General features: G+C 67.4%; 19 protein-coding genes and 1 tRNA gene. 16 read left to right on the top strand and 4 right to left on the bottom strand.

Annotated features, from left to right (window positions below):
- The first annotated feature begins 23 nt into the window (after nucleotides 1-23).
- The 3 genes from RCF13_RS08385 to RCF13_RS08375 are packed head-to-tail and all read left to right on the top strand — an operon-like array spanning nucleotide 24 to nucleotide 7,269.
- Complete coding sequence (locus RCF13_RS08385) at nucleotides 24-5,411, top strand: DNA repair ATPase (protein ID WP_269217108.1); 5,388 nt, start codon at nucleotides 24-26, stop codon at nucleotides 5,409-5,411.
- Nucleotides 5,408-6,115 carry a hypothetical protein gene (locus tag RCF13_RS08380; protein ID WP_231352226.1) on the top strand — a complete coding sequence of 236 codons (708 nt, stop codon included), beginning with the start codon at nucleotides 5,408-5,410 and terminating at the stop codon, nucleotides 6,113-6,115. Before RCF13_RS08385 ends, RCF13_RS08380 begins: the two co-directional genes overlap by 4 nt.
- Nucleotides 6,116-6,159: 44 nt before the next feature.
- Entirely contained in the window at nucleotides 6,160-7,269 is a 1,110-nt protein-coding gene (locus RCF13_RS08375; RefSeq protein ID WP_061480019.1) for a toxic anion resistance protein, read from the top strand.
- Between the two features lie 71 nt (nucleotides 7,270-7,340).
- On the opposite strand, the gene RCF13_RS08370 is transcribed toward RCF13_RS08375, so the two are convergent.
- A complete protein-coding gene (locus RCF13_RS08370; RefSeq protein ID WP_005417955.1) occupies nucleotides 7,341-8,228 on the bottom strand; it encodes a LysR family transcriptional regulator in 888 nt (295 codons plus the stop codon).
- 98 nt (nucleotides 8,229-8,326) lie between these two features.
- On the opposite strand from RCF13_RS08370, the gene trpB reads away from it, so the two are divergent.
- From trpB to glmM, 5 genes are all read left to right on the top strand, one after another.
- Entirely contained in the window at nucleotides 8,327-9,544 is a 1,218-nt protein-coding gene (gene trpB / locus RCF13_RS08365) for a tryptophan synthase subunit beta (protein WP_005417953.1), read from the top strand.
- Nucleotides 9,541-10,230 (top strand): hypothetical protein, encoded by a 690-nt coding sequence (locus tag RCF13_RS08360; RefSeq protein ID WP_061480017.1) that lies wholly within the window; start codon nucleotides 9,541-9,543, stop codon nucleotides 10,228-10,230. Before trpB ends, RCF13_RS08360 begins: the two co-directional genes overlap by 4 nt.
- A gap of 1 nt (nucleotide 10,231) precedes the next feature.
- Nucleotides 10,232-11,041, top strand: coding sequence for a tryptophan synthase subunit alpha (trpA, locus tag RCF13_RS08355; RefSeq protein ID WP_061480016.1), 810 nt, complete (start codon nucleotides 10,232-10,234; stop codon nucleotides 11,039-11,041).
- A gap of 215 nt (nucleotides 11,042-11,256) precedes the next feature.
- On the top strand, nucleotides 11,257-12,132 hold the full coding sequence (gene accD / locus RCF13_RS08350) for an acetyl-CoA carboxylase, carboxyltransferase subunit beta (RefSeq protein WP_005417947.1): 876 nt from the start codon (nucleotides 11,257-11,259) through the stop codon (nucleotides 12,130-12,132).
- Nucleotides 12,132-13,493: a phosphoglucosamine mutase gene (gene glmM / locus RCF13_RS08345; RefSeq protein WP_072168494.1), complete on the top strand. Its 1,362-nt coding sequence runs from the start codon at nucleotides 12,132-12,134 to the stop codon at nucleotides 13,491-13,493. Before accD ends, glmM begins: the two co-directional genes overlap by 1 nt.
- 81 nt (nucleotides 13,494-13,574) lie before the next feature.
- Here the strand turns inward: glmM and RCF13_RS08340 are convergent, their stop codons facing one another.
- From RCF13_RS08340 to RCF13_RS08330, 3 genes are read right to left on the bottom strand one after another with little or no spacing between them, the layout of a single operon-like run.
- Nucleotides 13,575-14,432 (bottom strand): polysaccharide deacetylase family protein, encoded by an 858-nt coding sequence (locus tag RCF13_RS08340; RefSeq protein ID WP_061480014.1) that lies wholly within the window; start codon nucleotides 14,430-14,432, stop codon nucleotides 13,575-13,577.
- Entirely contained in the window at nucleotides 14,425-15,570 is a 1,146-nt protein-coding gene (locus RCF13_RS08335; protein ID WP_308141061.1) for a glycosyltransferase family 4 protein, read from the bottom strand. Before RCF13_RS08335 ends, RCF13_RS08340 begins: the two co-directional genes overlap by 8 nt.
- Before the next feature lie 20 nt (nucleotides 15,571-15,590).
- Nucleotides 15,591-17,468, bottom strand: a complete 1,878-nt coding sequence (locus tag RCF13_RS08330; protein WP_134969166.1) for a sulfatase-like hydrolase/transferase — start codon at nucleotides 17,466-17,468, stop codon at nucleotides 15,591-15,593.
- Between the two features lie 149 nt (nucleotides 17,469-17,617).
- Between RCF13_RS08330 and RCF13_RS08325 the strand changes: the two genes are divergently transcribed.
- The 8 genes from RCF13_RS08325 to RCF13_RS08290 all read left to right on the top strand — a co-directional run bounded on the left by RCF13_RS08325 (nucleotide 17,618) and on the right by RCF13_RS08290 (nucleotide 23,427).
- Complete coding sequence (locus RCF13_RS08325) at nucleotides 17,618-18,595, top strand: 2-oxoglutarate and iron-dependent oxygenase domain-containing protein (RefSeq protein ID WP_134969167.1); 978 nt, start codon at nucleotides 17,618-17,620, stop codon at nucleotides 18,593-18,595.
- Between the two features lie 371 nt (nucleotides 18,596-18,966).
- Nucleotides 18,967-19,722, top strand: coding sequence for a triose-phosphate isomerase (tpiA, locus tag RCF13_RS08320; protein WP_019660587.1), 756 nt, complete (start codon nucleotides 18,967-18,969; stop codon nucleotides 19,720-19,722).
- A 31-nt stretch (nucleotides 19,723-19,753) separates the two neighbouring features.
- Nucleotides 19,754-20,191: a preprotein translocase subunit SecG gene (gene secG / locus RCF13_RS08315; RefSeq protein WP_049415231.1), complete on the top strand. Its 438-nt coding sequence runs from the start codon at nucleotides 19,754-19,756 to the stop codon at nucleotides 20,189-20,191.
- 51 nt (nucleotides 20,192-20,242) lie between these two features.
- Nucleotides 20,243-20,327, top strand: a tRNA-Leu gene (locus RCF13_RS08310).
- A 111-nt stretch (nucleotides 20,328-20,438) separates the two neighbouring features.
- Nucleotides 20,439-20,795, top strand: a complete 357-nt coding sequence (locus RCF13_RS08305; RefSeq protein ID WP_005417937.1) for an NADH-quinone oxidoreductase subunit A — start codon at nucleotides 20,439-20,441, stop codon at nucleotides 20,793-20,795.
- On the top strand, nucleotides 20,786-21,340 hold the full coding sequence (locus tag RCF13_RS08300; protein WP_005417936.1) for an NADH-quinone oxidoreductase subunit B: 555 nt from the start codon (nucleotides 20,786-20,788) through the stop codon (nucleotides 21,338-21,340). Before RCF13_RS08305 ends, RCF13_RS08300 begins: the two co-directional genes overlap by 10 nt.
- Nucleotides 21,341-21,373: 33 nt before the next feature.
- Nucleotides 21,374-22,123, top strand: coding sequence for an NADH-quinone oxidoreductase subunit C (locus tag RCF13_RS08295; RefSeq protein WP_010486428.1), 750 nt, complete (start codon nucleotides 21,374-21,376; stop codon nucleotides 22,121-22,123).
- Entirely contained in the window at nucleotides 22,120-23,427 is a 1,308-nt protein-coding gene (locus RCF13_RS08290; protein WP_005417935.1) for an NADH-quinone oxidoreductase subunit D, read from the top strand. Before RCF13_RS08295 ends, RCF13_RS08290 begins: the two co-directional genes overlap by 4 nt.
- The last annotated feature ends 88 nt before the right edge of the window (nucleotides 23,428-23,515 follow it).

Genomic DNA, 23,515 nt, shown 5'->3' with positions numbered 1-23,515 from the left:
GCCCGTGAGCCGGAAACCTGCTGATGTCTGAAACCCATCCGTCCGCCGAATCCACTGCGCCGGAGGCCGGCGGCAGCACCGTCGACCAGGCTGTCGCCCAGGGCGGCGCCTACGAAGTCCTGCGCCGCCGCCTGGCCGAGCAGGGCCAGCGCCTGCAGGGCCTGGCCGAAACACTCAACCGCCAGCGCCTGGCCGAGTTCGGCGACAGCCGCCTGGAGGTGGTCGGGCGCTTCCGCATCCGCAGCGACAACAACTGCGTCGGCCGTGACATCGTGCAGGTGGGCCCGGACCGCCTGCTGTTCGGCTACAACGTGTTCATCGGGTTGAAGACCCAGACCCGCATCGAGGATGTGTTCGGCCTGTACCGGCTGGTGGAGGGCAGCGACGGCTACGACGTCGCGGCGCTGGAACTGAAGGGCAGCTTCCTCGACCAGCCCGGCTTCGTGCACGATTTCAACGAGCTGTATGCCTACTACAAGCACGCGCGCCTGCTGCAGCTGATCGTGGTCGGCGACAAGCTGCTGGCCTCGTTCCAGATCGGCGAGCGCAGCAGCGACGTGCGCGTGTTCCGCTGGGCGCTGTCGCGCGACGGCGAGCTGACCTACCTGGATGCGCGCGGTGAGCGCGATATCGCACTGCCGCCGCCGTTCGACTTCGAATGGACCCGGGCGACCCGCGACCTGGCGGTCAACGGCCGCCATTCGCACCTGAACATCCTCGACACCCTGTTCGTGGAGACCACCGGCGGCGACCTCACCATCAAGGTCGAAAACAACACCGAAACCGGGCAGGGCATCTACAGCGAACCCGTGGAGGACAGCACGCAGTCGCTGGACGACGCCCAGTTCGAGTTCGCCCGGGTCGGCTCGCTGGTATTGCTGAAGGTGCTGCCGTACCGCGAGACCGAATGGCGCGGCCTGATCTACAACACGCTGACCGGCAGCATCGTGCGCAATGATGCGATCGTGCAGGCCTGCGTGCAGCTGCCCGAAGACCATGGCGTGATCTTCCCGGGTGGCTATTACCTGCAGGGCGGCGAGCACAAGGCGTTTGATGCATCGATGGCCGGCATGCAGTTCAAGCGCAGCATCCGTTCGCCAAACGGTGAGGACGTGCTGTACATCTTCTACGAGCGCGAAGGCGGGCGCTCGGCGCTGTTCGTCTACAACACCATCCAGCGCGTGCTGCAGAACCCGGTGTTCGGCCATGGCTACGCCTTGATGCAGGACGGTCGCATGGTGCTGTTCCATGCCGAGGGCAGCGAACCGACCCGCATCCATCCGATGCAGGTCTGGCAGACGCCGTTCAGCAGTGACGAGTTCGCCGCCAACCGGCCGCCCGGCAACACGTTCATGGGTCGCATCGGCAACGCCGAGCTGGTGCGCGGCATTTCCAACCTGTTCAACCTGGCGCGCGAGATCGATGGCCAGGACGTGTCGGTACAGCGCTACCAGCGCCTGGTGGCCGATACGCGGCGCCTGTTCGATGCGCACCACTGGCTGGGTGACGCGGCCTGCGATGGCGCCGAGGCGCTGCTGCGGCAGATCAGCGCGACCGGCGAATCAGTGCTGGACGAGTACGAGAAGGTGCAGTCGATCCGTCAGCAATCGGCGCAGGCGATGGGGGAGGCCGAGGCCGCGCACAAGGCGCTGCTGGGCCGGCTGCAACCGCAGAACTGGAGCGAGGTGCAGGCCTTCGTCGAGGCCCTCAACGCGATCACCGCATTGCGCGGGCGGCTGCTGACCCTCCGCGAGCTGCGCTACATCGACACCGCGCGCATCGAGGCGATGACCGTCGAACTGGTGGAGGCACAGGACCGTGTTGGCGCCGCCACCGGAGACTTCCTCGCCGGCGAGGAAGCGCTGGCGCCGCTGGCCACGCGCCTGCAGGCGCTGGATGATGCCGCGCAGCAGGCACAGACGGCGCGCCAGCTGGACGAGCAGTTGGAAGGCCTGCGTGGCATGGCGTCCGACCTGGACATGCTGTCCGAGCTGATGGCCGGCCTGAAGGTGGACGATGCCACTGCCCGCACCCGCGTGGTCGAGTCGATCTCGGTGCTGTACGGTCGCCTCAACCAGGCGCGCGCGCGTGCTGACCAGCGCCGCAGGTCACTCGGTTCGGCCGAGGCCGTGGCGCAGTTCGCCGCCCAGTTCGCGCTGTTCTCGCAGTCGATCACCAGCGCGCTGGCGCTGGCCACCGACCCCGAACGTGCCGACGAGCACTTGTCGCGCCTGCTGGTGCAGCTGGAGGAACTGGAGAGCCAGTTCGGCGAACACGAGCAGTTCCTCGGCGACATCCTGAGCAAGCGCGAAGAGCTGGTCGAGGCCTTCGAAACGCACAAGCAGGCGTTGCTGGATGACCGCCAGCGCAAGGCGCGTTCGGTACTGGATGCGGCCAATCGGATCCTCGACGGCCTGGCCAGCCGCACCGAGCGCTTCGCCACCGCCGATGAGCTCAACGCGTTCTTTGCCGGTGATCCGCTGATCCTCAAGCTGCGTGAGCTGGCCGAGCGCCTGCGTACGCTGCACGACAACGTCAAGGCCGACGACATCGAGGCGCGGCTGAAGGGCGTGCGTGACCAGGCGGTGCGCCAGCTGCGCGACCGCAGTGACCTGTACGAAGCCGGCGGCAACGTGGTACGGCTGGGCCCGCGTCATCGCTTCAGCGTCAATACGCAGGCACTGGACCTGACCCTGTTGCCGCGTGGCGATACGTTGGCCATCCATCTGACCGGCACCGACTTCCTGGAGACCCTGCACGATCCGGAGCTGGACGCACTCAAGCCGTTCTGGTCGGTCACCCTCGACTCGGAATCGCCCACGCTGTATCGCGGCGAGTATCTGGCCGGCAGCCTGCTGCTGGCCGCGCAGGAGGGGCGCGATGGCCTCGATCTGGCTGCGCTGCAGCACGACGTCGCCAATCCGGAAGCACTGGATCAGCGTGTGCGTGCGTTCGCCGCGCCGCGCTATCGCGAAGGCTATGAGCGTGGCATCCATGACCATGATGCCGCGCTGATCCTGCGTGCGTTGCTGCCCTTGCAGCAGGCCGCTGGCAGCCTGCGCCATGCACCACGGATACGTGCGCTGGCGTTGCTGTTCTGGGCCGCCGAGCAGCGGCGCGAGGCGGTGGCGCAATGGCCGGCGCGGCAGGTGGGCGCCGAGGCGCTGGCACGCCTGCTGGGGTCCGACGAAGGGCGTCTGGCGTTGCGCACAGAAATGGCCGAGGCGCTGCTGGGGTATGCGCAGTCCCACGCGTTGCCCTTCGATGCCGATGCCGCGGAGGCTGCAGCCGCCTATCTGGGCGAAGAACTGGCGGCGGGCGATCCGGTGTTCAGCAGCAGCCGCCACGCGGTGGCGCTGCTGGAGGCATTGGCCCAGCAGCTGGAACAGGCGGGGCAGCGTGAGGCGATCGAGCGTGCCCTGCAGCGCGGCCAGGATCCACTGGCTACGCGTTGGTCATTGGCTGGGCAGTGGCTGCGCGCAGTGGCGCGGATGCCGGCGCATGCCCAGCATGCCGGCTATGTCGACGAAGCCGCCGCGTTGCTGCTGGTGCAGCGCCAGTTGCGCACCCGTGCCAGCGATGCCGCACTGCAGGCGGAGGTCAATGGCCTGCTGGGTGAACACGCACGCATCAGCAATGGCGCGCTGGTGGTATCGCTGGATGATTTCCTCGCGCGCCTGCAGCAGCACCTGCGTCATTTCGTGCCAGCGTTCCATGCCTACCAGGCGCTGCGCCAGGGCATCATCGGTCGCGAGCGCGAGACCCTGCGGCTTTCCGAGTTCAAGGCGCGGCCGCTGTCCTCGTTCGTACGCAACAAGCTGATCAACGATGTCTACCTGGGCGTGATCGGTGACAACCTGGCCAAGCAGATGGGCACGGTCGGCGAGAACAAGCGCAGCGACCTGATGGGCCTGCTGATGATGATTTCGCCCCCGGGCTATGGCAAGACCACGCTGATGGAATACGTGGCGCACCGCTTGGGCCTGGTCTTCATGAAGATCAACGGCCCGGCGCTGGGCCACGAGGTGCGCTCGCTGGACCCGGCCCAGGCACCGGACGCGACCTCGCGGCAGGAGCTGGAGAAGCTCAACCTGGCGCTGGAAATGGGCAACAACACCATGCTGTATGTGGACGACATCCAGCACACCCATCCCGAGTTCCTGCAGAAGTTCATCTCGCTGTGCGACGGCACCCGCCGTATCGAGGGTGTGTGGCGCGGTCGCACCCGCACCTACGACATGCGCGGCAAGAAGTTCTGCGTGGTGATGGCCGGCAACCCGTACACCGAGTCCGGCGAGGTGTTCATGATTCCGGACATGCTGGCCAACCGTGCCGACATCTACAACCTCGGTGACGTGCTCGGTGGCATGGAGGCCGCCTTCACCCTCAGCTACATCGAGAACAGCCTGACCTCCAATCCGGTGCTGGCGCCGCTGGCCACGCGCGACATGGCCGACCTGTATGTACTGGTCGACCGCGCGATGGGCAAGGAGGTCTCGACCAACGGCCTCAGCCACGCCTACAGCAGCGCGGAGATCAACGAGATCACCGCCACCCTGCAGCGCATGCTGCGTGTGCGTGACGTGGTCTACCGGGTCAACCAGCAGTACATCGCCAGCGCCGCACAGGACGACCGCTACCGCACCGAGCCGCCGTTCCGCCTGCAAGGCAGCTACCGCAACATGAACAAGCTGGCCGAGAAGATCTCCCCGGTGATGAACGAGGACGAACTGCAGCAGTTGATCTCCGACCACTATCTGGGCGAGGCGCAGCTGCTGACCACCGGTGCCGAAGAGAACCTGTTGAAGCTGGCCGAACTGCGCGGCGTACTGGATGACACGCAGGCGCAGCGCTGGGCACAGATCAAGCGCGACTTCCTGCGCAACAAGGCCATGGGGGCCGACGACAGCGATGTCGGCGGGCGCGTGGTGGCGCAGCTGGCCGATATCGCCACCGCGCTGCAGCTGCCACCGCCCGCGCCGGAAGCGATCGCCGTTGCGGACCCGGCGCCGTGGCCGGCGCTGCTGGAGGCCCTGCATCGCCTTTCAGAGGCGCGTCCGGCCGCTGCGCCGGCGCCGGTCGCGGCAGCCCCCGGCGTACCGGCCACGGCCCTGGCCGAAGACCTGCAGACGGGCCTGGCGCCGCTGGTGGAGCTGCTGGCGGCATCGCAGGCGCAGCAGGTGCAGGTGTCGCAGACCCTGGCCGCGTTCGCCGGCTGGGCGCGACAGCAGGTCGAGCGGGGCACGCCGAGCGCTGTGGTGGCGCAGCGCGCGCGCGTGCGCCGCGCCGCGACGCCGGAGGAGCGGGCGCTGGATGAGGCGCTGATGCGCCACTTCTACGGCGAGTCATTGCCACCGGAAGACGGCGATGGCATGCCGGCATCCACGCCGAAGCCGCCGCCGCTGCCGTGACCACGCGCGTGCCACTGCCGCCACCGATGCTGCCGGATACGGTCGATGTCGCTGCGCTGGCCGACTATGGTGCGCCGTTGCTGCAGGCGCTGGCGCGGCGCGAAACGCCGTTGCCACCGGATGCGGGCGAGCGCCTGGTGGCTGCGCTTGCGCGCATCGCGCTGGCCCTGCAGGCCGGCAACCCGGCGCAGATCCGGCAGCAGGAAGGCTGGTGGGGGCGGCTGCTGGGGCGCGATGTCGCTCGCGAAGCAGAAGGGCACGCGCTGCAGTCGCAGCTGGGCGTACTGGCCCTGCAGGCGCGTGAGCAGGCCCAGCACCTGCAGCAGCACATGCAGCTGCGGGCCATGGCCATCATTGAGCATTCCGCGGCGGCCGCGGCGCTGGACGGCTGGGCCGAACTGGCTGCGTCGCGGCTGACGACGCTGGATATCGCCGGTCAGGCCGCGCTGTCGCACCGGCTGGACCATCTTCGCCGGCTGGCCTCGCTGCGCCGCCTGGAAGCCGGCCAATGGCAGCTGCTGCAGGACCAGGACAACTTGCTGCTGCAACGCTTCGCGCGCATCCATGACGTGCTGCTGCCAGCCTGGCGGCAGGCTGCACTGGCGGGCCAGGCCGCTGCGGGCGCTGCGTTGGCCGGCAAGGCTGCCACGTTGCACGCACAGATCAATGACGAGGTGGCCGCGGCTCAGGCTAGACTGCCTTGAGCCGGCCGCCGCTGCCGCTTACCCAACTGCAAGGAGACTGCCCGATGACCCAGGACAGCCAGACCCCCGGTGCCCTCGTACCCGGCACGACCACCGCCACTGCGCTCGACGAAGGTGCACTGCAGGCGCTTGGGCTGGTCCGCGAGGATCTGCCGCGCATCGCCGAGATCCGTCTGGAACTGGACGATCTGCGCCCGGGCAACCTGCAGGTGTTCGGCCGCGAGGCGGCCACGCGCACCGCCGCGTTCTCCAGCCAGTTGCTGGACCAGGTCCGCAATCGTGACCTGGATGCCAGTGGCGAGAAGCTGGGCGAGGTGGTGCGCATCGCGCGCAGCCTGAAGCTGGACGGCTTCGCCCAGCGTTCGAAGGTGCCGGTGATCGGTGGCCTGATCGACCGCATGCGCGCCTCCAAGGGCGAGCTGGTGCAGAAGTTCAGCGACACCAACGCGCAGATCGAACAGCTGCTGGCCGACGTTGGCGTGCAGCAGGCGTTGATGGGCAAGCGCGTGGGCGAGTTCGACCGCATGCACGATATCGTCCGCGAAGAGCGTCGTGCGCTTGGACTGTATGCGGCAGCCGGCAAGCAGCGGCTGGCCGAACTGCAGGCCGAACAGCTGGCCGGGCAGGGCAGTGAGGATCCGCAGCAGCGCATCCGCCAGAGCGAAGTCGACAACGCGATCCGCCTCCTCGAAAAGCGGGTGTCCGACCTGCAGCTGATGCAGCATGCGGCCGATCAGTCGCTGCCGATGATCCGCCTGATCCAGGCCAACGCGCTGCAGCTGATCGAGAAGTTCAACACCGTCCGCGACATCACCATTCCGTCGTGGAAGCGCCAGTTCGCCATCCAGCTCTCGCTGGGCGAACAGAAGGCTGCGGTCGAACTGTCCACGGCCATCGATGACGCCACCAACGAATTGATGCGCCGCAATGCCGACCTGCTGCGCCAGGCCTCGGTGGATACCGCGCGCAGCAACCAGCGCGGCGTGATCGACGTGGCCACGCTGCGCCATGTGCACGACCAGCTGATCGCCACGGTGGAAGAAGTGCGCAGCATCCACCGCGAAGGGATGCAGCAGCGGCAGCAGGCGGAAGCGGAGCTGTCGCGCCTGCGCGAAGACCTGCAGCAGCGCCTGGTCACACCGACCGCCAGCTGAAAAAAGGGGACGGAGGGAATCAAGTCGTTTGTGCCACTTGCGACTTAATTCCCTCCGTCCCCTTTTTGTTGTCAGCGGAGTTGCTGGCCCAGCCAGTCGGCGAGCGCATCCACGCGCGCATCAGGTGGTCCGTCCGGTCGCGCCAGCACCCAGAAGCCGCCAGTGGCGGCAAACCCCCACGGTGCGACCAGCCGGCCCGCTGCCAGATCCTCGGCCACCAGTGGCTCGGGTGCGATCGCCGGGCCCAGCCCGGCCACCGCTGCCTCCAGCAGGTAATACAGATGCTCGAAGGCCGTGCCCAGCTGCAGCTTCGCGGGGTCCAGAGCGTGCGCCTGCGCCCACGCCGGCCACGCCTGCGGCCGTGAGCTGGTGTGCAGCAGCGTCTCCTGCAGCAGCGCCGAGGGCGGTACATGCCGCAGCCGCTGCGCCGCCGGATGCGAGGGCGCCACCACCACGCCGACCCGTTCCGGCGCCAGCTCACGCACCTGCCAGCCGCGGGGCCACGGCCCCTGCGCCAGCAGCAAAACCGCATCCAGTGCCGCCTGTGCCTCGGTGAAGCTGCCATCCAGCGCTGACCACTGCAGGCGCACGCCGGGCAGGGCGGCCTGCAGCGCAGGCAGGCGCGGGATCATCCAGCGCGCCAGCACGCTGCCGCTGCAGCCCAGTACCAGCGCCGGGGCCGCTGCCGGCCGCCGCAGTTCGCGCACGCAGTCTTCGATGCCGCCGAAGGCCTCGCTGCACGCTGCCTGCAGCCGCGTGCCCGCAGCGGTCAGGCGCAGGCCGCGACCGGCACGCTGGAACAGCGCCAGGCCGAGATGGTCTTCCAGCAGCTTCAGCTGCCGGCTGACCGCACCGTGGGTGACATGCAGGTCGTGTGCGGCGCGGCCGACGCCGCCGAGACGGGCGGTGGCCTCGAACGCACGCAGCGCATTGAGCGGTGGCAGCAGGGAGCGGCTCATGTGAGATTTCCTGACGATATGCGCCAGATAATATCCATTTTCCGGTCAAGACCCGTGCGCTAGAGTATCCACCTGTCTCGATACCAGCGGTCGCTTCCATGTCTGCCTCCCCCATTGCCGACTACCACGCCTTCCCGGATGCCCAGGGCCATTTCGGCCGCTACGGCGGCAGCTTCGTCGCCGAAACCCTGGTCGGTCCGCTGCAGGAACTGGCCCAGGCCTATGACCAGGCCCGTCAGGATCCGGCATTCCAGGCGGCCTACGACCGCGACCTGGCCCATTACGTGGGCCGGCCGAGCCCGATCTACCACGCCCAGCGCCTGAGCGACCATGTCGGCGGCGCGCAGATCCTGCTCAAGCGCGAAGACCTGAACCACACCGGCGCGCACAAGATCAACAACACCATCGGCCAGGCGCTGCTGGCCGCGCGGATGGGCAAGAAGCGCATCATCGCCGAGACCGGTGCCGGCCAGCACGGCGTTGCCAGTGCCACCGTTGCCGCCCGCCTGGGCCTGGAATGCGTGGTGTACATGGGCGCCACCGACATCGAGCGGCAGAAGATCAACGTCTACCGCATGAAGCTGCTTGGCGCGACGGTGGTGCCGGTCACCTCCGGCTCGGCCACCCTGAAGGACGCGCTCAACGAAGCGATGCGCGACTGGGTGACCAACGTTCAGGACACCTTCTACATCATCGGCACCGTGGCCGGCCCGGATCCGTATCCGCGCATGGTCCGTGACTTCAACGCCATCGTTGGCCGCGAGGCGCGCGAACAGATGCTGGCCGAGTATGGCCGCCTGCCCGATGCGATCACCGCGTGCGTCGGCGGCGGCAGCAACGCCATCGGCCTGTTCCACGCCTTCCTCAACGATCGCCAGGTCGAGATCGTCGGCGCCGAAGCCGCCGGCGACGGCATCGGCACCGGCCGCCACGCCGCATCGATCGCCGCCGGTCGGCCGGGCGTGCTGCATGGCAACCGCACCTATGTGCTGTGCGACGACGACGGCCAGATCATCGAGACCCACTCGGTGTCGGCCGGCCTGGACTATCCGGGCGTCGGCCCGGAGCATGCTTTCCTGGCCGATACCGGCCGTGCGCGCTACCTCGGCATCACTGATGAAGAAGCGCTGCAGGCCTTCCACCTGCTGGCGCATACCGAGGGCATCCTGCCGGCACTGGAGTCCAGCCACGCACTGGCACAGGCGATCAAGCTGGCGCGTGAGCGTCCGCGTGACCAGATCGTGCTGTGCAACCTGTCCGGCCGTGGCGACAAGGACGTGCACACCATCGCCGCGCGCGAAGGGCTGGTGCTGTGAATCACGTGCTGCGCCACGGCGGGGCGCTGGTGCTGGTGATCGGCATGGGCGGCTGCACGCCGCCCGATCCACCGGTGCTTGCTCCGGCCCCGGCCACCCCTGCGGCGATCGCCCCGGCACGCGAACCGGCCAGCAACGACGATGAGGCCGCATATCGCCCGATCGAGGACGCGGCGATGTCCACGGCAGGCGATGGCGGCGAGGACCAGGCGGCCCGGGCGGTGGTGTCGGTGGCCCTGGACCATGCCGGTGAGGTGCTGATCGGCCAGCCCTTCAGCGAACTGCAGGGCGAGGCGCAGTGGCACTCGGCCGGGCTGGGCGAGTCGACCGCTGGGCGTTGCGAGTACTACGAGCGCGGCACGCTGCCCGAGGGCGTGGCGATGATGGTGCAGGACGGCGACGTGGTGCGCTTCGACCTGGCCCCCATTGACGATTCCGGCCAGGTGGTGCTGCAGCCGGGGCCGTTTGGCCTTCATCTGGGCATGCCACGCGCGCAGGCACTCCAGCAGTTGCCCAAGGGCGTTTCCACGCAACCCTATGACGATGATGCGGAGGCCGGTGAGAGCCTGCTCTGGCAGGACCCCGGTTCCGACCTGGCGATCCGCGTGGAGATCGTCGACGGCACCATCTCCCGAATGTACTGGGGCGCCAGCGGCGCCGTTGACCTGATCGAAGGATGTACCTGACATGTCCGTATCCCGACTCGATGCCTGCTTCCTGCGTCTGCGCGAACAGCAGCGCAAGGCGCTGATTCCCTTCGTCACCGCCGGTGATCCGTCGCTGGAGGCCACCGTGCCGGTCATGCACGCACTGGTCGAGGCCGGCGCCGACGTGATCGAACTGGGCGTGCCGTTTTCCGACCCGATGGCCGATGGCCCGACCATCCAGCGCAGCTCCGAGCGCGCGCTGGCACGCGGCGCCGGCAGCCGCTACGTCCTGCAGGCCGTGGCGCAGTTCCGCGAACGCGATGCGCAGACCCCCGTGGTGCTGATGGGCTACCTCAACCCGGTGGAGATCCATGGCTACGCGGCCTTCGCCAAGGCCGCCGTCGACGCCGGCGTGGACGGCGTGCTGCTGGTCGACCTGCCGCCGGAAGAAGCGGGCGATGCCCAGCAGGCGTTCGACGCAGCCGGCCTTGCGCTGGTCCTGCTGGCGTCGCCGACCACCAGCGAGGCGCGAGCCGGCAAGCTGCTGGCGCTGGCCCGTGGCTATCTCTACTACGTCAGCTTTGCCGGTGTCACCGGCGCGTCCGAGCGCCTGGACAGCGATGCCGCCGGTACCCGCCTGCAGGCGTTGCGCGCGCGCGCATCGGTGCCGGTGGTGGCGGGCTTCGGTATCAAGGATGCCGCCAGTGCCGCGGCCATGGCCCGCCAGGCCGATGGCGTGGTGGTCGGAAGCGCGCTGGTGGCGGCGCTGGCGGAAGCGGGCTCGGCGGAAGACGCGGTGCAGCGTGCCCGGGCCTTTCTCGCCCCGCTGCGGCAGGCGCTGGACGCGTAACAGGACTGCCGGCCGCTGGCCGGCGTCCTCCTGATGGCTGGCGTGCAAAGGCTGCCGGCCGGCGGCGGGCACCGCCCAGCACCTAAACGTACGTCCCAGCATGGTTTTTTCCGGCTTCCCCGCGGCTGGCAAGGGGGTGCACGGGCGGGGAAAGCGGAGCTAGACTGTCCGCCTTTGCGGCCCCCGGGCCGCCCTGAACGGAAGTGTCCTCCCGCATGAGTTGGCTCAGCAAGTTGATGCCGTCCGGCATCCGCACCGACAACACCCCCAGCAAGAAGCGCAGTGTCCCCGAGGGCCTGTGGGAAAAGTGCAGCAACTGCGGCAGCGCGTTGTACCGTCCGGAACTGGAAGAGAACCTGGAAGTCTGCCCGAAGTGCGGCCATCACATGGCGATCCGCGCGCGCGCGCGCCTGGCCGCCCTGTTCGACGCCGACAGCACCACCGAGATCGGTGCGCGCCTGGGGCCGACCGACCTGCTCAAGTTCAAGGACCAGAAGAAGTACAGCGAGCGCATCAAGATCGCGCAGAAGAATACCGGCGAGTACGACGCGCTGATCGCCATGCGCGGCCTGCTCAAGGGCCGTGCGCTGGTGGCATCGTCCTTCGACTTCGCCTTCATGGGCGGCTCGATGGGCTCGGTGGTCGGCGAGCGTTTCGCACTGGCCGCAGAAACCGCGGTCGAGATCGGTGCGCCCTACGTGTGCTTCTCGCAGAGCGGTGGCGCCCGCATGCAGGAAGGCCTGTTCTCGCTGATGCAGATGGCCAAGACCTCGGCCGCGCTGGGCAAGCTGCGTGAAGCCGGGCTGCCGTACATCTCGGTGCTGACCCATCCGACCACCGGTGGTGTCTCGGCCTCCTTTGCGATGCTGGGCGACATCAACATCGCCGAACCGCAGGCGCTGATCGGCTTCGCCGGCCCGCGCGTGATCGAGCAGACGGTGCGCGAGAAACTGCCGGAAGGCTTCCAGCGCTCGGAGTTCCTGCTCGAACATGGTGCCATCGACCAGATCTGCGATCGCCGCGAGCTGCGCGACCGCCTGTCCGACCTGCTGGCGATGCTGGGCCGTCAGCCGGCGCCGGAGGTGGCTTGATGGGAGGCCGCAAGTACTTCGGTACTGATGGCATCCGTGGCCGGGTCGGCCAGGGCGTGATCTCGGCCGACTTCGTGCTGCGCCTGGGCAACGCGCTGGGCCGTGTCCTGGTCGCCCAGCGCGGCCAGGACGGGCGCCGGCCGATCGTGGTGATCGGCAAGGACACCCGCATTTCCGGCTACATGTTCGAGGCGGCGCTGGAAGCCGGCCTGGTGGCCGCCGGTGCCGACGTGCAGCTGCTGGGGCCGATGCCGACGCCGGCGGTGGCGTTCCTGACCCGTACGCTGGGCGTGGATGCCGGCATCGTCATCAGTGCCTCGCACAACCCGCACTACGACAACGGCATCAAGTTCTTCTCCGCCCAGGGCGAGAAGCTCGACGATGCCACCGAGCTTGCCCTCGAAGCGGCGCTGGACGTTCCTTTCACCACCGTCGAATCGGAGAAGCTGGGCAAGGCGTCGCGTGGCCGCGAGGCGGTCGGCCGCTACATCGAGTTCTGCAAGGCCAGCGTGCCGCGCGCGTTCGACCTGCGTGGCGTACGCCTGGTGCTGGACTGCGCGCACGGCGCCACCTACCAGATCGCACCGCTGCTGTTCCGCGAGCTGGGTGCCGAGGTGATCGGCATTGGCGCCGAGCCCAACGGCGTCAACATCAACGCCGGCGTAGGCTCCACCCATATCGACAATCTCGCGGCCAAGGTCCGCGAAACCCGCGCCGATCTCGGCATTGCCTTCGACGGCGACGGCGACCGCGTGCTGATGGCCGACGACCAGGGCAACCCGGTCGACGGCGACGACCTGCTTTACATCCTGGCCCGCGCATGGAAAGCCGAAGGCCGCCTGCGCGGCCCGGTGGTCGGCACGCTGATGAGCAACTACGGCGTGGAGAAGGCCTTCGCCGATCTGCAGATTCCGTTCGTGCGCAGCAACGTCGGTGATCGCTATGTGCACCAGGCGCTGATCGAAGGCGGTGGGGTGCTCGGCGGCGAAGCCTCCGGCCACCTGCTGTGCCTGGATCGGGCCACCACCGGTGACGGCATCGTCAGTGCGCTGCAGGTGCTGGTGGCGTTGCGCAACAGCGGGCAGACCCTGCGCCAGGCATTGAAGGGACTGGTGCGGGTGCCGCAGAAGACGGTCAACGTGCGGCTGGGCAATGTCTCGGCCAAGGCAACGGTGCAGGCCGACAGCGTGCAGGCCGCGCTGGCCGTCGCGCAGCAGTCAGTGGCCGGCCGTGGCCGTGCGTTCCTGCGCCCGTCCGGTACCGAGCCGGTGGTGCGTGTCACGGTCGAGGCCGATGATGCAACGCTGATGCAGGACACGCTGGACCGCCTGTCTGCAGCGGTACGTGAAGCCGCCGCCTGAGGCAGCTGTGCATTTGCCCAAACAGAAACGCCCCGCAATGCCGGGGCGTTTTTTCGTTCAGGCGGCAAGGCTGCGCGAGGCTCACGGCCCCGGCACCATCTTCTTCTGCCGCGCCTTGAAGCCATTGAACAGCGGCGCGATCAGGGGGGTGTAGCTCTGGGCGATGCGCTTGCGCAACCAGCTCGCCGGGCGGTTGCGGATCGCGAAGCGGTAGATGCGTTCCGGATCGCCGCCGACCACATTACGGCCGAACGGGTGGGTGGTGTGCAGGTAGCGGAAGCCGTGCTCGCGTGCCACCTCGATGTGGTCCTGGTCGAAATCGCCGTAAGGCCAGCACAGCGTATCGGACACCTCGCCGAGCTTGTCCCGCAGGACTTCGCGCGAGACTGCCAGGTCGTGGCTCAGGCCCGCACGGCGCTGTGCGCGGTCCAGGTCGTCGCGGCGCAGCCAGCGGGTGTGGGTATGGGTGTGGCAATGCACTTCGAAGGTGCCGGCGGCGATGGCCGCGCGCGCTTCGCTCCAGCGCATCATCACGTCGTCGCTGCGGTTCTGCTCGTAGATCGCCGCTTCGCAGCCGCGGTGGTCCGGCGTGGCAGGCAGCACTGCCCCGGCAAGCCCCGCGTGGGGCCGCTCCGGGCCTTCACCCATCCAGCCGGTGACCACGAACACCACTGCGTGCATGCCGTACTTCTGCAGGATCGGGTGCGCATACACCCAGTTGTCCAGGTAGCCATCGTCGAAGGTGATCACGATCGACTTGCGCGGCACCGGCTTGCCGGCCAGGAAGCCGGCGTACTGGTCCAGTGTCAGCGAAGTCCAGCCGTTGCCGGCCAACCAGGCGATCTGGCTTTCGAAATTCTCCGGTGACACGGTGATCATGCCCGGCGACGGACTGACGTGGTGGTGCATGAGCACCGGTACGGTTCGGGCATCAGCCATGTCCCAGCTCCTTCAGCCACTGGCGGTAGTAGTGTTCGGTGGTCTCATCGTGGCCATCGGGGGTGAACCGGTGCGCGCTGTGCATCCAGTCCCACCCGGCGCGGCCCATCTGCCGCCGCCGTTCCGGATCTTCCACCAGCAGGCGCAGTGCGCCTGTCAGGGCTGCATTGTCGCCCAATCGGGTGAGGATCGCATTGCTGCCCTCGACCACCATCTCCGGCACGCCACCTACGCGCGTGGCCACGATCGGTACCCCGACATAGGCGGCCTCCAGGAACACGGTACCGGCCGCTTCCTTGTGCGAAGCCAGCGCGAAGATGTCGAAGCCGGCCATCAGCCGGCACGCGCCGTCACGATAGCCGAGCAGGTGGACCTGTTGCTGCAGCCCATGCTCGTCGCGCAGCGCCTGCAGCCGATCCATGACCGGCTGGCCATCGCCGATCACCACCAGGTGCAGGTTCGGATGCGTCCTGCACAGCGGCACCATCGCCTGCAGGAGGTCGGCATGGCCCTTGGGTCCGCGCAGCACCGCCACGCAACCGACCACGATGTCCTGCTCGCCGAAACCGAGCTCGGCGCGCACCTCCGCGCGCACCTCCTGCAGGCATTGCCAGGGATCGGCCTTGCGGATCTCGCTCCAGCGCGGCGGGACTGCAATTGGCGGCACGATACCGATGTGCTCGGCCGGAATGCCGCGCTCGGTCAGCAGCTGCTTGACGAAGCTGCTGACGGTCATCACCCGGTGCGGCAGGCCGGTATAGGTCAGCAGCGAGTTGACCGGGCTCATCAGGTGGCGCGAGCGTATTACCAGCGGTGTGCCGCCCAGGCGTGCACCGGCGGCGGCGATCAGCGCGTCACGGCGGCTGGTGGTGTTGACCACGTCGTAGCGCTCGCGACGCACCAGGCGCGAGACCGACCAGATGCCGCGCAGCAGGCGCAGCAGGCCCCCCATGCGCAGGGTGTGCACGGTGAAACCGTCGTCGCGTGCCAGCTTGGCCAGTCGCGCTTCGGGCTGGCACAGCAGCGCCACCTCATGGCCACGCGCGCGCATCACCTGCATGTGGCGGAAGATGTAGATCTCCTGCCCGCCCATTCCCTTGGCGGCTTCGGTGTGCAGGATGCGCAGCGGACGGTTCATGCGGGATCGATCCTTGAAGGTCAACGATTGCGGAAGCGGGTCAACGCTTCCCATGCAGTGCGTACGGCAGCCGCATCAGGGGCCTGCTGGGGCAGCGGGAGGTAGTGCCGGTCCAGCGCTGTGGCGTTGCCGAACTTGTCGAACACGTAGATCGCGTCGCCATGGCGTATCGCGCGCTGCGACCAGCTTTCGACCACCAGGGCACGCGGGCCCTGCGGTTCGGCCAGCAGGTCCTGGCCGGTGCTGTAATCGCTCAGCGCGTTCTCGCAGCCCAGCGCATGGCGCATCAGTGTCGGTACCCAGTCTTCGTGCGAGCTGGTACGGGCGTCGCGGCCAGCGGCCCTGCCTGGCCAATGCAGCACGAACGGGACCTGCAGCTGGTAGTCGGAGAAGTTGCCGTTGTGGCCCCAATAGTTCAGCTTGAGGTCGTTGAACTCTTCGGCATGGTCGCCGGTGACCAGCACGATGGTGTCCTCGGCCAGGCCCTGTGCGCGCAGGTCGTCCAGCAGCGAGCCGATCAGGCTGTCTGCGTAGTGCACGGCGGTGCGGTAGCGGTTGAGTTCCGGCGTCGGGTCATGCTCCGGGCCGAATTTGAGGAAGTCGATGTCCGCAGCCATCGGCGTCGCCACGGGCGGGTAACCATCGGGCATGTGGTAGGGCGCGTGAGTGGAGTCGAGGAACACGAAGCCAAACCACGGGCGCTGCGCCGCCTGGCTGGCGCGGATGTCCTGCTGCAGTGCACTGATGATCGCGCGGTCGCGGCCGTCGGACTTCAGTGCCGATGGCCCCTGGTGCAGCTGGTCGCGCACATCGGCGAATGCCGTGCGATCGAATTCCGGGCTGTACAACGGCGCACTGCCGTACAGGTGCAGGTCGTAGCCCTGCTGGCCCAGCACCTGGAACAGCTGCGAGCCGCGCTGCTCGTCGAGCATGCTTGGCCAGTAACCACCGGGCAGGCCGTACAGCAGCCCGAACAGGCCGTAGCGGGTGGCATTGCCGGTGCTGAAGTGCTGGTCGAACACGCGCGCGTCCTGCGCCAGCGCCAACGTGTTGGGCATCAGCTGCGGTGTCAGCACGTCCTGGCGCAGCGATTCCAGCACCACCATCAGCACATTGGGACGATGCGGGTTCTGGCACCGCAGCGGGTGCAGTGGGTACTGCAGCTGCGCATGGCGCGGGTCGGGCAGGCCGGCCTGCTGCTGGCTGACCACGCCCAGGCGCCGCATGAAGCTCTTGGCGGTGATCGGTTGCGCCCACGGCAGGTAGTTCCACTGCGCGATCACATCGCGGTCGCCGCGGGCGTCGTAGTAGGCGGTGGCCACCTGGCCGCCGGCCATCAGAAGCGCGACCGCTGCCCACGCCTGCAGCACCCGTCGCCGGCGCGGCACGGCCGGCAGCAGCTTCCAGCACGCCCAGGCCAGCAGGCCTTCGGCGGCGAAGACCGCGGCGACCAGCAGCGCGACCTGCAGCCAGGTCTTCCAGGACAGGGCGACCTGGTCCTGCAGGGCGCCGCCGAACACCATGTTCACGACCATGGCGTTGAGGTGGAAGCGATACAGGGTGAACACCTTGGCGTCGACCAGCAGCAGGCACAGCCACAGGCCCTGCAGGAGAACGGCGCTGATGCTCAGCGTACGGGCAGTGCGTGGCCACAGCCCCAGCAACAACGGCAGCAGGCCGGCCAGCGCGCCGAACGCGAGCAGGTGGCCGGGCAGGGCGATCGCGAGGTAGGCCAGGCCCGCGCTGCCGCCTGGATTGTCCCGCAGCGGCACGTTGCCCAGTGCGATCGCCGCAGCCAGGACCGCATTGCCGGCGACGAACAGCGACCACCAGGCCAGCCGGCGCCAACGCCGGGTGGAGCCTTCAAGGGCGAGTGCGGCAGGGGCGGCTGCAGACATGGCGAAGCGGATTCAGGGAGCGGGGAAAGGTCGGGCGCCACGTGACGGAAGCGTTAATCCGCGCGCGGGTCGCGCATTGTATCGGTTTGTTTCTTCGTATCGAGTGGCGTCCCCCGGGCGATCTGTCACAATGTTCAGGCGGGCCATGAATGCGCTGGCCCCCCAGACCCAATGACAAGCCAGGAACCGCTGTGAGCCAGATCCCCACCCTCGACATCACCCGTTTCGACAGCGACCGCGAGGCCTTCGTGGCCGAGCTGGGCGCGGCCTATCGCCAATGGGGATTCGCGGGCATCCGCAACCACGGCATCCCGCAGGCCGACATCGACGCGGCCTACGATGCCTTCAAGGCCTTCTTCGCCCTGCCGGAAGAGGTCAAGCGCAAGTACCACGTGCCTGGCAGCGGCGGCGCCCGCGGCTATACCCCCTTCGGCGTGGAGACCGCCAAGGGCTCCAAGCACTTCGACCTGAAGGAGTTCTGGCACATCGGCCGCGAGATCGCCGACGACTCCAAGTACCGTGACGTGATGGCGCCGAACCTGTGGCCGACCGAAGTCGCGGGCTTCCGCGAGCGGGGGTACGGCCTGTACCAGGCGCTGGACAACCTGGGGTCGCGCGTACTGTCGGCGCTCGCCCTGCACATCGGCCTGCCGGAGAATTTCTTCGCCGACAAGACCAACTTCGGCAATTCGATCCTGCGCCCGATCCACTACCCGCCGATCACCACCGACGACATCCCGAACGTGCGTGCCGGCGCTCATGGCGACATCAACTTCATCACCCTGCTGGTGGGTGCCAGTGCCGCGGGCCTGGAAGTGCAGTCGCACGACGGCGAGTGGGTGCCGTTCACCTCGGACGCGGACACCATCGTGGTCAACATCGGCGACATGCTGCAGCGCCTGACCAACCATGTGTATCCGTCGACCATCCACCGCGTGGTCAATCCTCCGGGCGAACTGGCGCGCCAGCCGCGCTACTCGGTACCGTTCTTCCTGCACCCGAACCCGGACTTCCTGATCGACGTGCTGCCCTCGTGCATCACCCCGGAGAACCCGAGCCGGTACCCGGAGCCGATCACCGCCCACGGCTTCCTCGAGGAACGCCTGCGCGAGATCAAGCTGAAGTAAAGAGAAGTGAGGCCGCCGAAAGGCGGCCTTTTTCTTTGCAGGGCTGCACCCTGCACCCGCAGAGGCCAAAGCCAAAGCCAAAGCCAAAGCCAAAGCCAAAGCCAAAGCGGCTCTGGGGTGTTCCGTGGGGAGGCGGGGAGGTGTCGGATGGCGGGGACGCCGTGGACCCATCCATGAGGCGTCCCCCGCCATCCCCACCCGCCCGGCCAAGCCCGCCAATCCAACCGGGCTTTCCGCGACCAACCCAACCAAACTCCCGCCACGAGGGGCTGCGCCGTTGGCTGAAAATCCATGTAACCGCTTACACGGAAACGGATTTTTGCCGTAACGGGTATCATGACCGGCTGACTTCACACAGGAGCCACCCGCTCATGCGCCGCAAGATCGTCGCCGGAAACTGGAAGCTGCACGGCAGCCGTCAATTCGCCAATGAACTGCTGGGGCAGGTGGCCGCCGGGCTGCCACTGGAGGGCGTGGACGTGGTGATCCTTCCCCCGCTGCCGTATCTGGGCGAGCTGGTCGAGGACTTCGGCGCGACCGGCCTGGCCTTTGGTGCACAGGACGTCAGCAGCAACGAGAAGGGTGCCTACACCGGCGAGGTCTGCGCAGCCATGCTGGTCGAGGTCGGGGCCCGCTATGGCCTGGTCGGCCACTCCGAGCGCCGCCAGTATCACCATGAAAGCAGCGAGCTGGTCGCGCGCAAGTTCGCCGCCGCCCAGCATGCCGGCCTGGTCCCGGTGTTGTGCGTGGGTGAGACCCTGGAACAGCGGGAGGCCGGGCAGACCGAAGCGGTCATCGCCAGCCAGCTGGCGCCGGTGCTGGAACTGGTCGGTGCGGCCGGTTTCGCCAACGCCGTGGTCGCCTACGAGCCGGTCTGGGCCATCGGCACCGGCCGTACCGCCAGCAAGGAGCAGGCACAGCAGGTGCACGCGTTCATCCGTGGCGAAGTCGCGCGTATCGATGCTAGAATCGCCGATTCACTGCCCATTGTTTACGGCGGTAGCGTGAAGCCCGACAATGCCGGGGAACTGTTCGCGCAGCCGGATGTCGATGGTGGGCTGGTCGGCGGTGCCTCCCTGGTGGCCGCGGACTTCCTGGCCATCGCACGGGCGGCGGCCGCGAACTAATCCTAGAAGTATTGTCCGAGGGCGGTTTCCAATGCTGATGTTGATCCTCAATGTCGTCTACGTGCTGGTCGCTGTGGCCATGATCGCGCTGATCCTGATGCAGCGTGGCTCGGGTGCGGCGGCAGGTTCGGGCTTTGGTGCCGGTGCCTCGGGCACGGTGTTCGGTGCGCGTGGCGCCTCGAACTTCCTGTCCAAGTCGACCAAGTGGCTGGCTGTCGTGTTCTTTGGCATCAGCCTCTTCATGGCCTGGTATGCCGGTCACGGCACCCGTCCGGCGGCCGACCAGGACCTGGGTCTGATGTCCGCCCCGGCAGCGACCGCTCCGGCGGCTCCGGCGGGCGAGCTGCCGGCCGTCCCGAAGGCCGATGCGGTCCCGGCAGCCCCGGTTCCGGCCGCCAATGTGCCGGCTCAGGCGGAATCTTCGGTTTCTGGTGAAGAAAAGCCTTCGGAAGGCTCCCAGAAAGACTGAAGCCGGTTACAATACGCGGCGCATCGGAAAGATAGTCTGATGTGATCGTTTGCCCAGGTGGCGGAATTGGTAGACGCACTACCTTGAGGTGGTAGCGACGCAAGTCGTAGGGGTTCGAGTCCCCTCTTGGGCACCATTTGTAAGTAAAGCGGGTTCGTCTGGCGCGCAAGGCGCCAGGCAGGTTCCCGTCCACTCCCCCATGCCAAAGCGCCTGCAGGCGCAGCGGCAGAGGCAAGAGAGAATCGCTGTGCTGGCCGAATATTTGCCGTCTCTGCTGTTTCTGATCGTTGCCACCGGTATCGGCGTTACGCTGATGCTGGTTGGTCGATTCCTCGGTCCCCGCCGCCCCGATCTGGAAAAGCTGTCGCCGTATGAGTGCGGCTTCGAAGCCTTCGAAGACGCGCGCATGAAGTTCGACGTGCGCTATTACCTGATCGCGATCCAGTTCATCGTCTTCGACCTGGAAATCATCTTCATCGTGCCGTGGACCCAGGTCTTCATGGAACTGGGCGCCCGTTCGCTGGTCACCATGGGCCTGTTCGTCGGCATGCTGTTCCTCGGTTTCATTTACGTCTGGAAGAAGGGAGCGCTGGAATGGGAGTGATTCAGACTCTCGATGGCCTCATGAACAATCCGTCGCCGGAAGGCCGGGTTGATGACATCCTGCGGCCGGAAGGCGACAACCCGCTGCTGGAAAAGGGCTTCGTCACCACCAGCGTCGACGCACTGCTGAACTGGGCGCGCACCGGCTCGATGTGGCCGATGACCTTTGGCCTGGCCTGCTGCGCCGTCGAGATGATGCACGCCGGCGCCGCGCGCCTGGACCTGGATCGCTACGGCGTAGTGTTCCGCCCTTCGCCGCGTCAGTCCGACGTGATGATCGTGGCCGGTACCCTGGTCAACAAGATGGCCCCGGCGCTGCGCAAGGTCTACGACCAAATGCCGGACCCGAAGTGGGTCATCTCGATGGGTAGCTGCGCCAACGGTGGCGGCTACTACCACTACTCCTATTCTGTGGTGCGCGGCTGTGATCGCGTGGTGCCGGTGGACGTCTACGTCCCGGGCTGCCCGCCGACTGCCGAGGCGCTGGTGTACGGGATCCTGCAGCTGCAGAAGAAGATCTGGCGTACACAGACCATCGCCCGCTGACCCCTTCACCTGACTAGAGCGCGCCAAGCCCCCATGGCAGAGCAAGCATCCTTCATCGACCGACTCTCCGCACGTTTCGCTGGTGCGAAGGTCATCGTGGTCGAACCCCGCGGCGAAGTGACGCTGGAAGTGCCTGCCGCCGAGTGGCACGCCACCGCCCTGGCGCTGCGTGACGAGTTTGGTTTCGAGCAGGCCGTGGATCTGTGCGGCGTCGACTACCTCGGTTATGGCTCCGACGAATGGGACACCGCTGACGTGTCCTCGCAGGGGTTCAGCCGAGGCGTCGAAGGCAAGGCCCAGGGCCGCTTCGCGTGGGGCGAGTTCCCCACCGAGGAAAACGGTGCCGACGGTGCCCGCCCGCAGCACATGCCGACCCAGCGCTTCGCCGTGGTCGCGCAGCTGCGTTCCTACCAGCACAACCTGATGATGCACCTGCGCTGCTTCGCTCCTGACGAAGCGCTGCCGGTGGTGTCCTCGCTGACCAGTATCTGGCCGGGTCTGAACTGGTTCGAGCGCGAGGCGTTCGACCTGTACGGCGTGATCTTCGAAGGCCACCCGGACCTGCGCCGGATCCTGACCGACTACGGTTTCGTCGGCCATCCGTTCCGCAAGGACTTCCCGCTGATCGGCAATGTCGAAGTCCGCTACGACGAAGAGAAGAAGCGCGTGATCTACGAACCGGTCACCTCGGTGGAGCCGCGTGTCGGCGTGCCGCGCGTGATCCGCGACGACGCCCGTCTGCAGACCGCAGAAGGTGAGCGCGCGCAGGAGGCAGTGAAGTGAGCCACGTACACCAGGCCGGCGAAGCATTCGCCAGCAACGCCGCCGAGAGCCGGCAGGAAATCCGCAACTACACCATGAACTTCGGCCCGCAGCATCCGGCCGCTCACGGTGTGCTGCGCCTGATCCTGGAAATGGACGGCGAAACCATCATGCGCGCCGACCCGCACGTGGGTCTGCTGCACCGTGGTACCGAAAAGCTGGCCGAGTCCAAGCCGTTCAACCAGTCGATCGGCTACATGGATCGACTGGACTACGTGTCGATGATGTGCAACGAGCACGCCTACGTGCGCGCGATCGAGACCCTGATGGGCATCGAGGCGCCGGAGCGTGCCCAGTACATCCGCACCATGTACGATGAAATCACCCGCATCCTCAACCACCTGATGTGGCTGGGCTCCAACGCGCTCGACCTGGGCGCGATGGCGGTGATGTTGTACGCCTTCCGCGAACGCGAAGAGCTGATGGACTGCTACGAAGCGGTTTCCGGCGCGCGCATGCACGCGGCGTACTACCGTCCGGGCGGTGTCTACCGCGACCTGCCGGACCACATGCCGAAGTACAAGGAATCGCGCTGGCACAAGGGCAAGGCGCTGAAGCAGCTCAATGCTTCGCGCGAGGGTTCGCTGCTGGACTTCCTGGAGAACTTCACCGTCGAGTTCCCCAAGCGCATCGACGAATACGAAACCCTGCTGACCGACAACCGCATCTGGAAGCAGCGTACCGTCGGCATCGGCGTGGTCACGCCCGAACTGGCCCACCAGTGGGGCATGACCGGCGTGATGCTGCGCGGTTCGGGCATTGCCTGGGACCTGCGCAAGAAGCGTCCGTACGCCAAGTACGATGCCGTCGATTTCGACATCCCGCTGGGCAAGGAAGGCGACTGCTACGACCGCTATCTGGTCCGCGTTGCCGAAATGCGCGAATCCAACCGCATCATCAAGCAGTGCGTGGCGTGGCTGAAGGCCAACCCGGGCCCGGTGATGGTGAAGAACTTCAAGGTCGCTCCGCCCAGGCGCGAGGACATGAAGGACGACATGGAAGCGCTGATCCACCACTTCAAGCTGTTCAGCGAAGGCTACTGCGTGCCGGCCGGCGAGACCTACTCGGCGGTGGAAGCCCCGAAGGGCGAATTCGGCTGCTACCTGGTCTCCGATGGCGCCAACAAGCCGTTCCGCGTGCACCTGCGTGCGCCGGGCTTCGCCCACCTGTCCTCGATCGATTCGGTCGTGCGCGGCCACATGCTGGCTGACGTGGTGGCGATGATCGGCACCTACGACCTGGTGTTCGGCGAGGTTGACCGGTAATGCCGTCCGCCACGCCAACGCCCGCTGCAGGCAGCCGGCGCAAGCCGGCGCCGCAGTTTCTGGAATTTCACGTTATGCATTTCGCTGA

The sequence above is a fragment of the Stenotrophomonas maltophilia group sp. RNC7 genome (assembly GCF_030910085.1).
Taxonomy (GTDB): domain Bacteria; phylum Pseudomonadota; class Gammaproteobacteria; order Xanthomonadales; family Xanthomonadaceae; genus Stenotrophomonas; species Stenotrophomonas sepilia.
The sequence above is the reverse complement of the archived record's forward strand: the minus strand, read 5'-3'. Positions and strand labels throughout refer to the sequence as shown.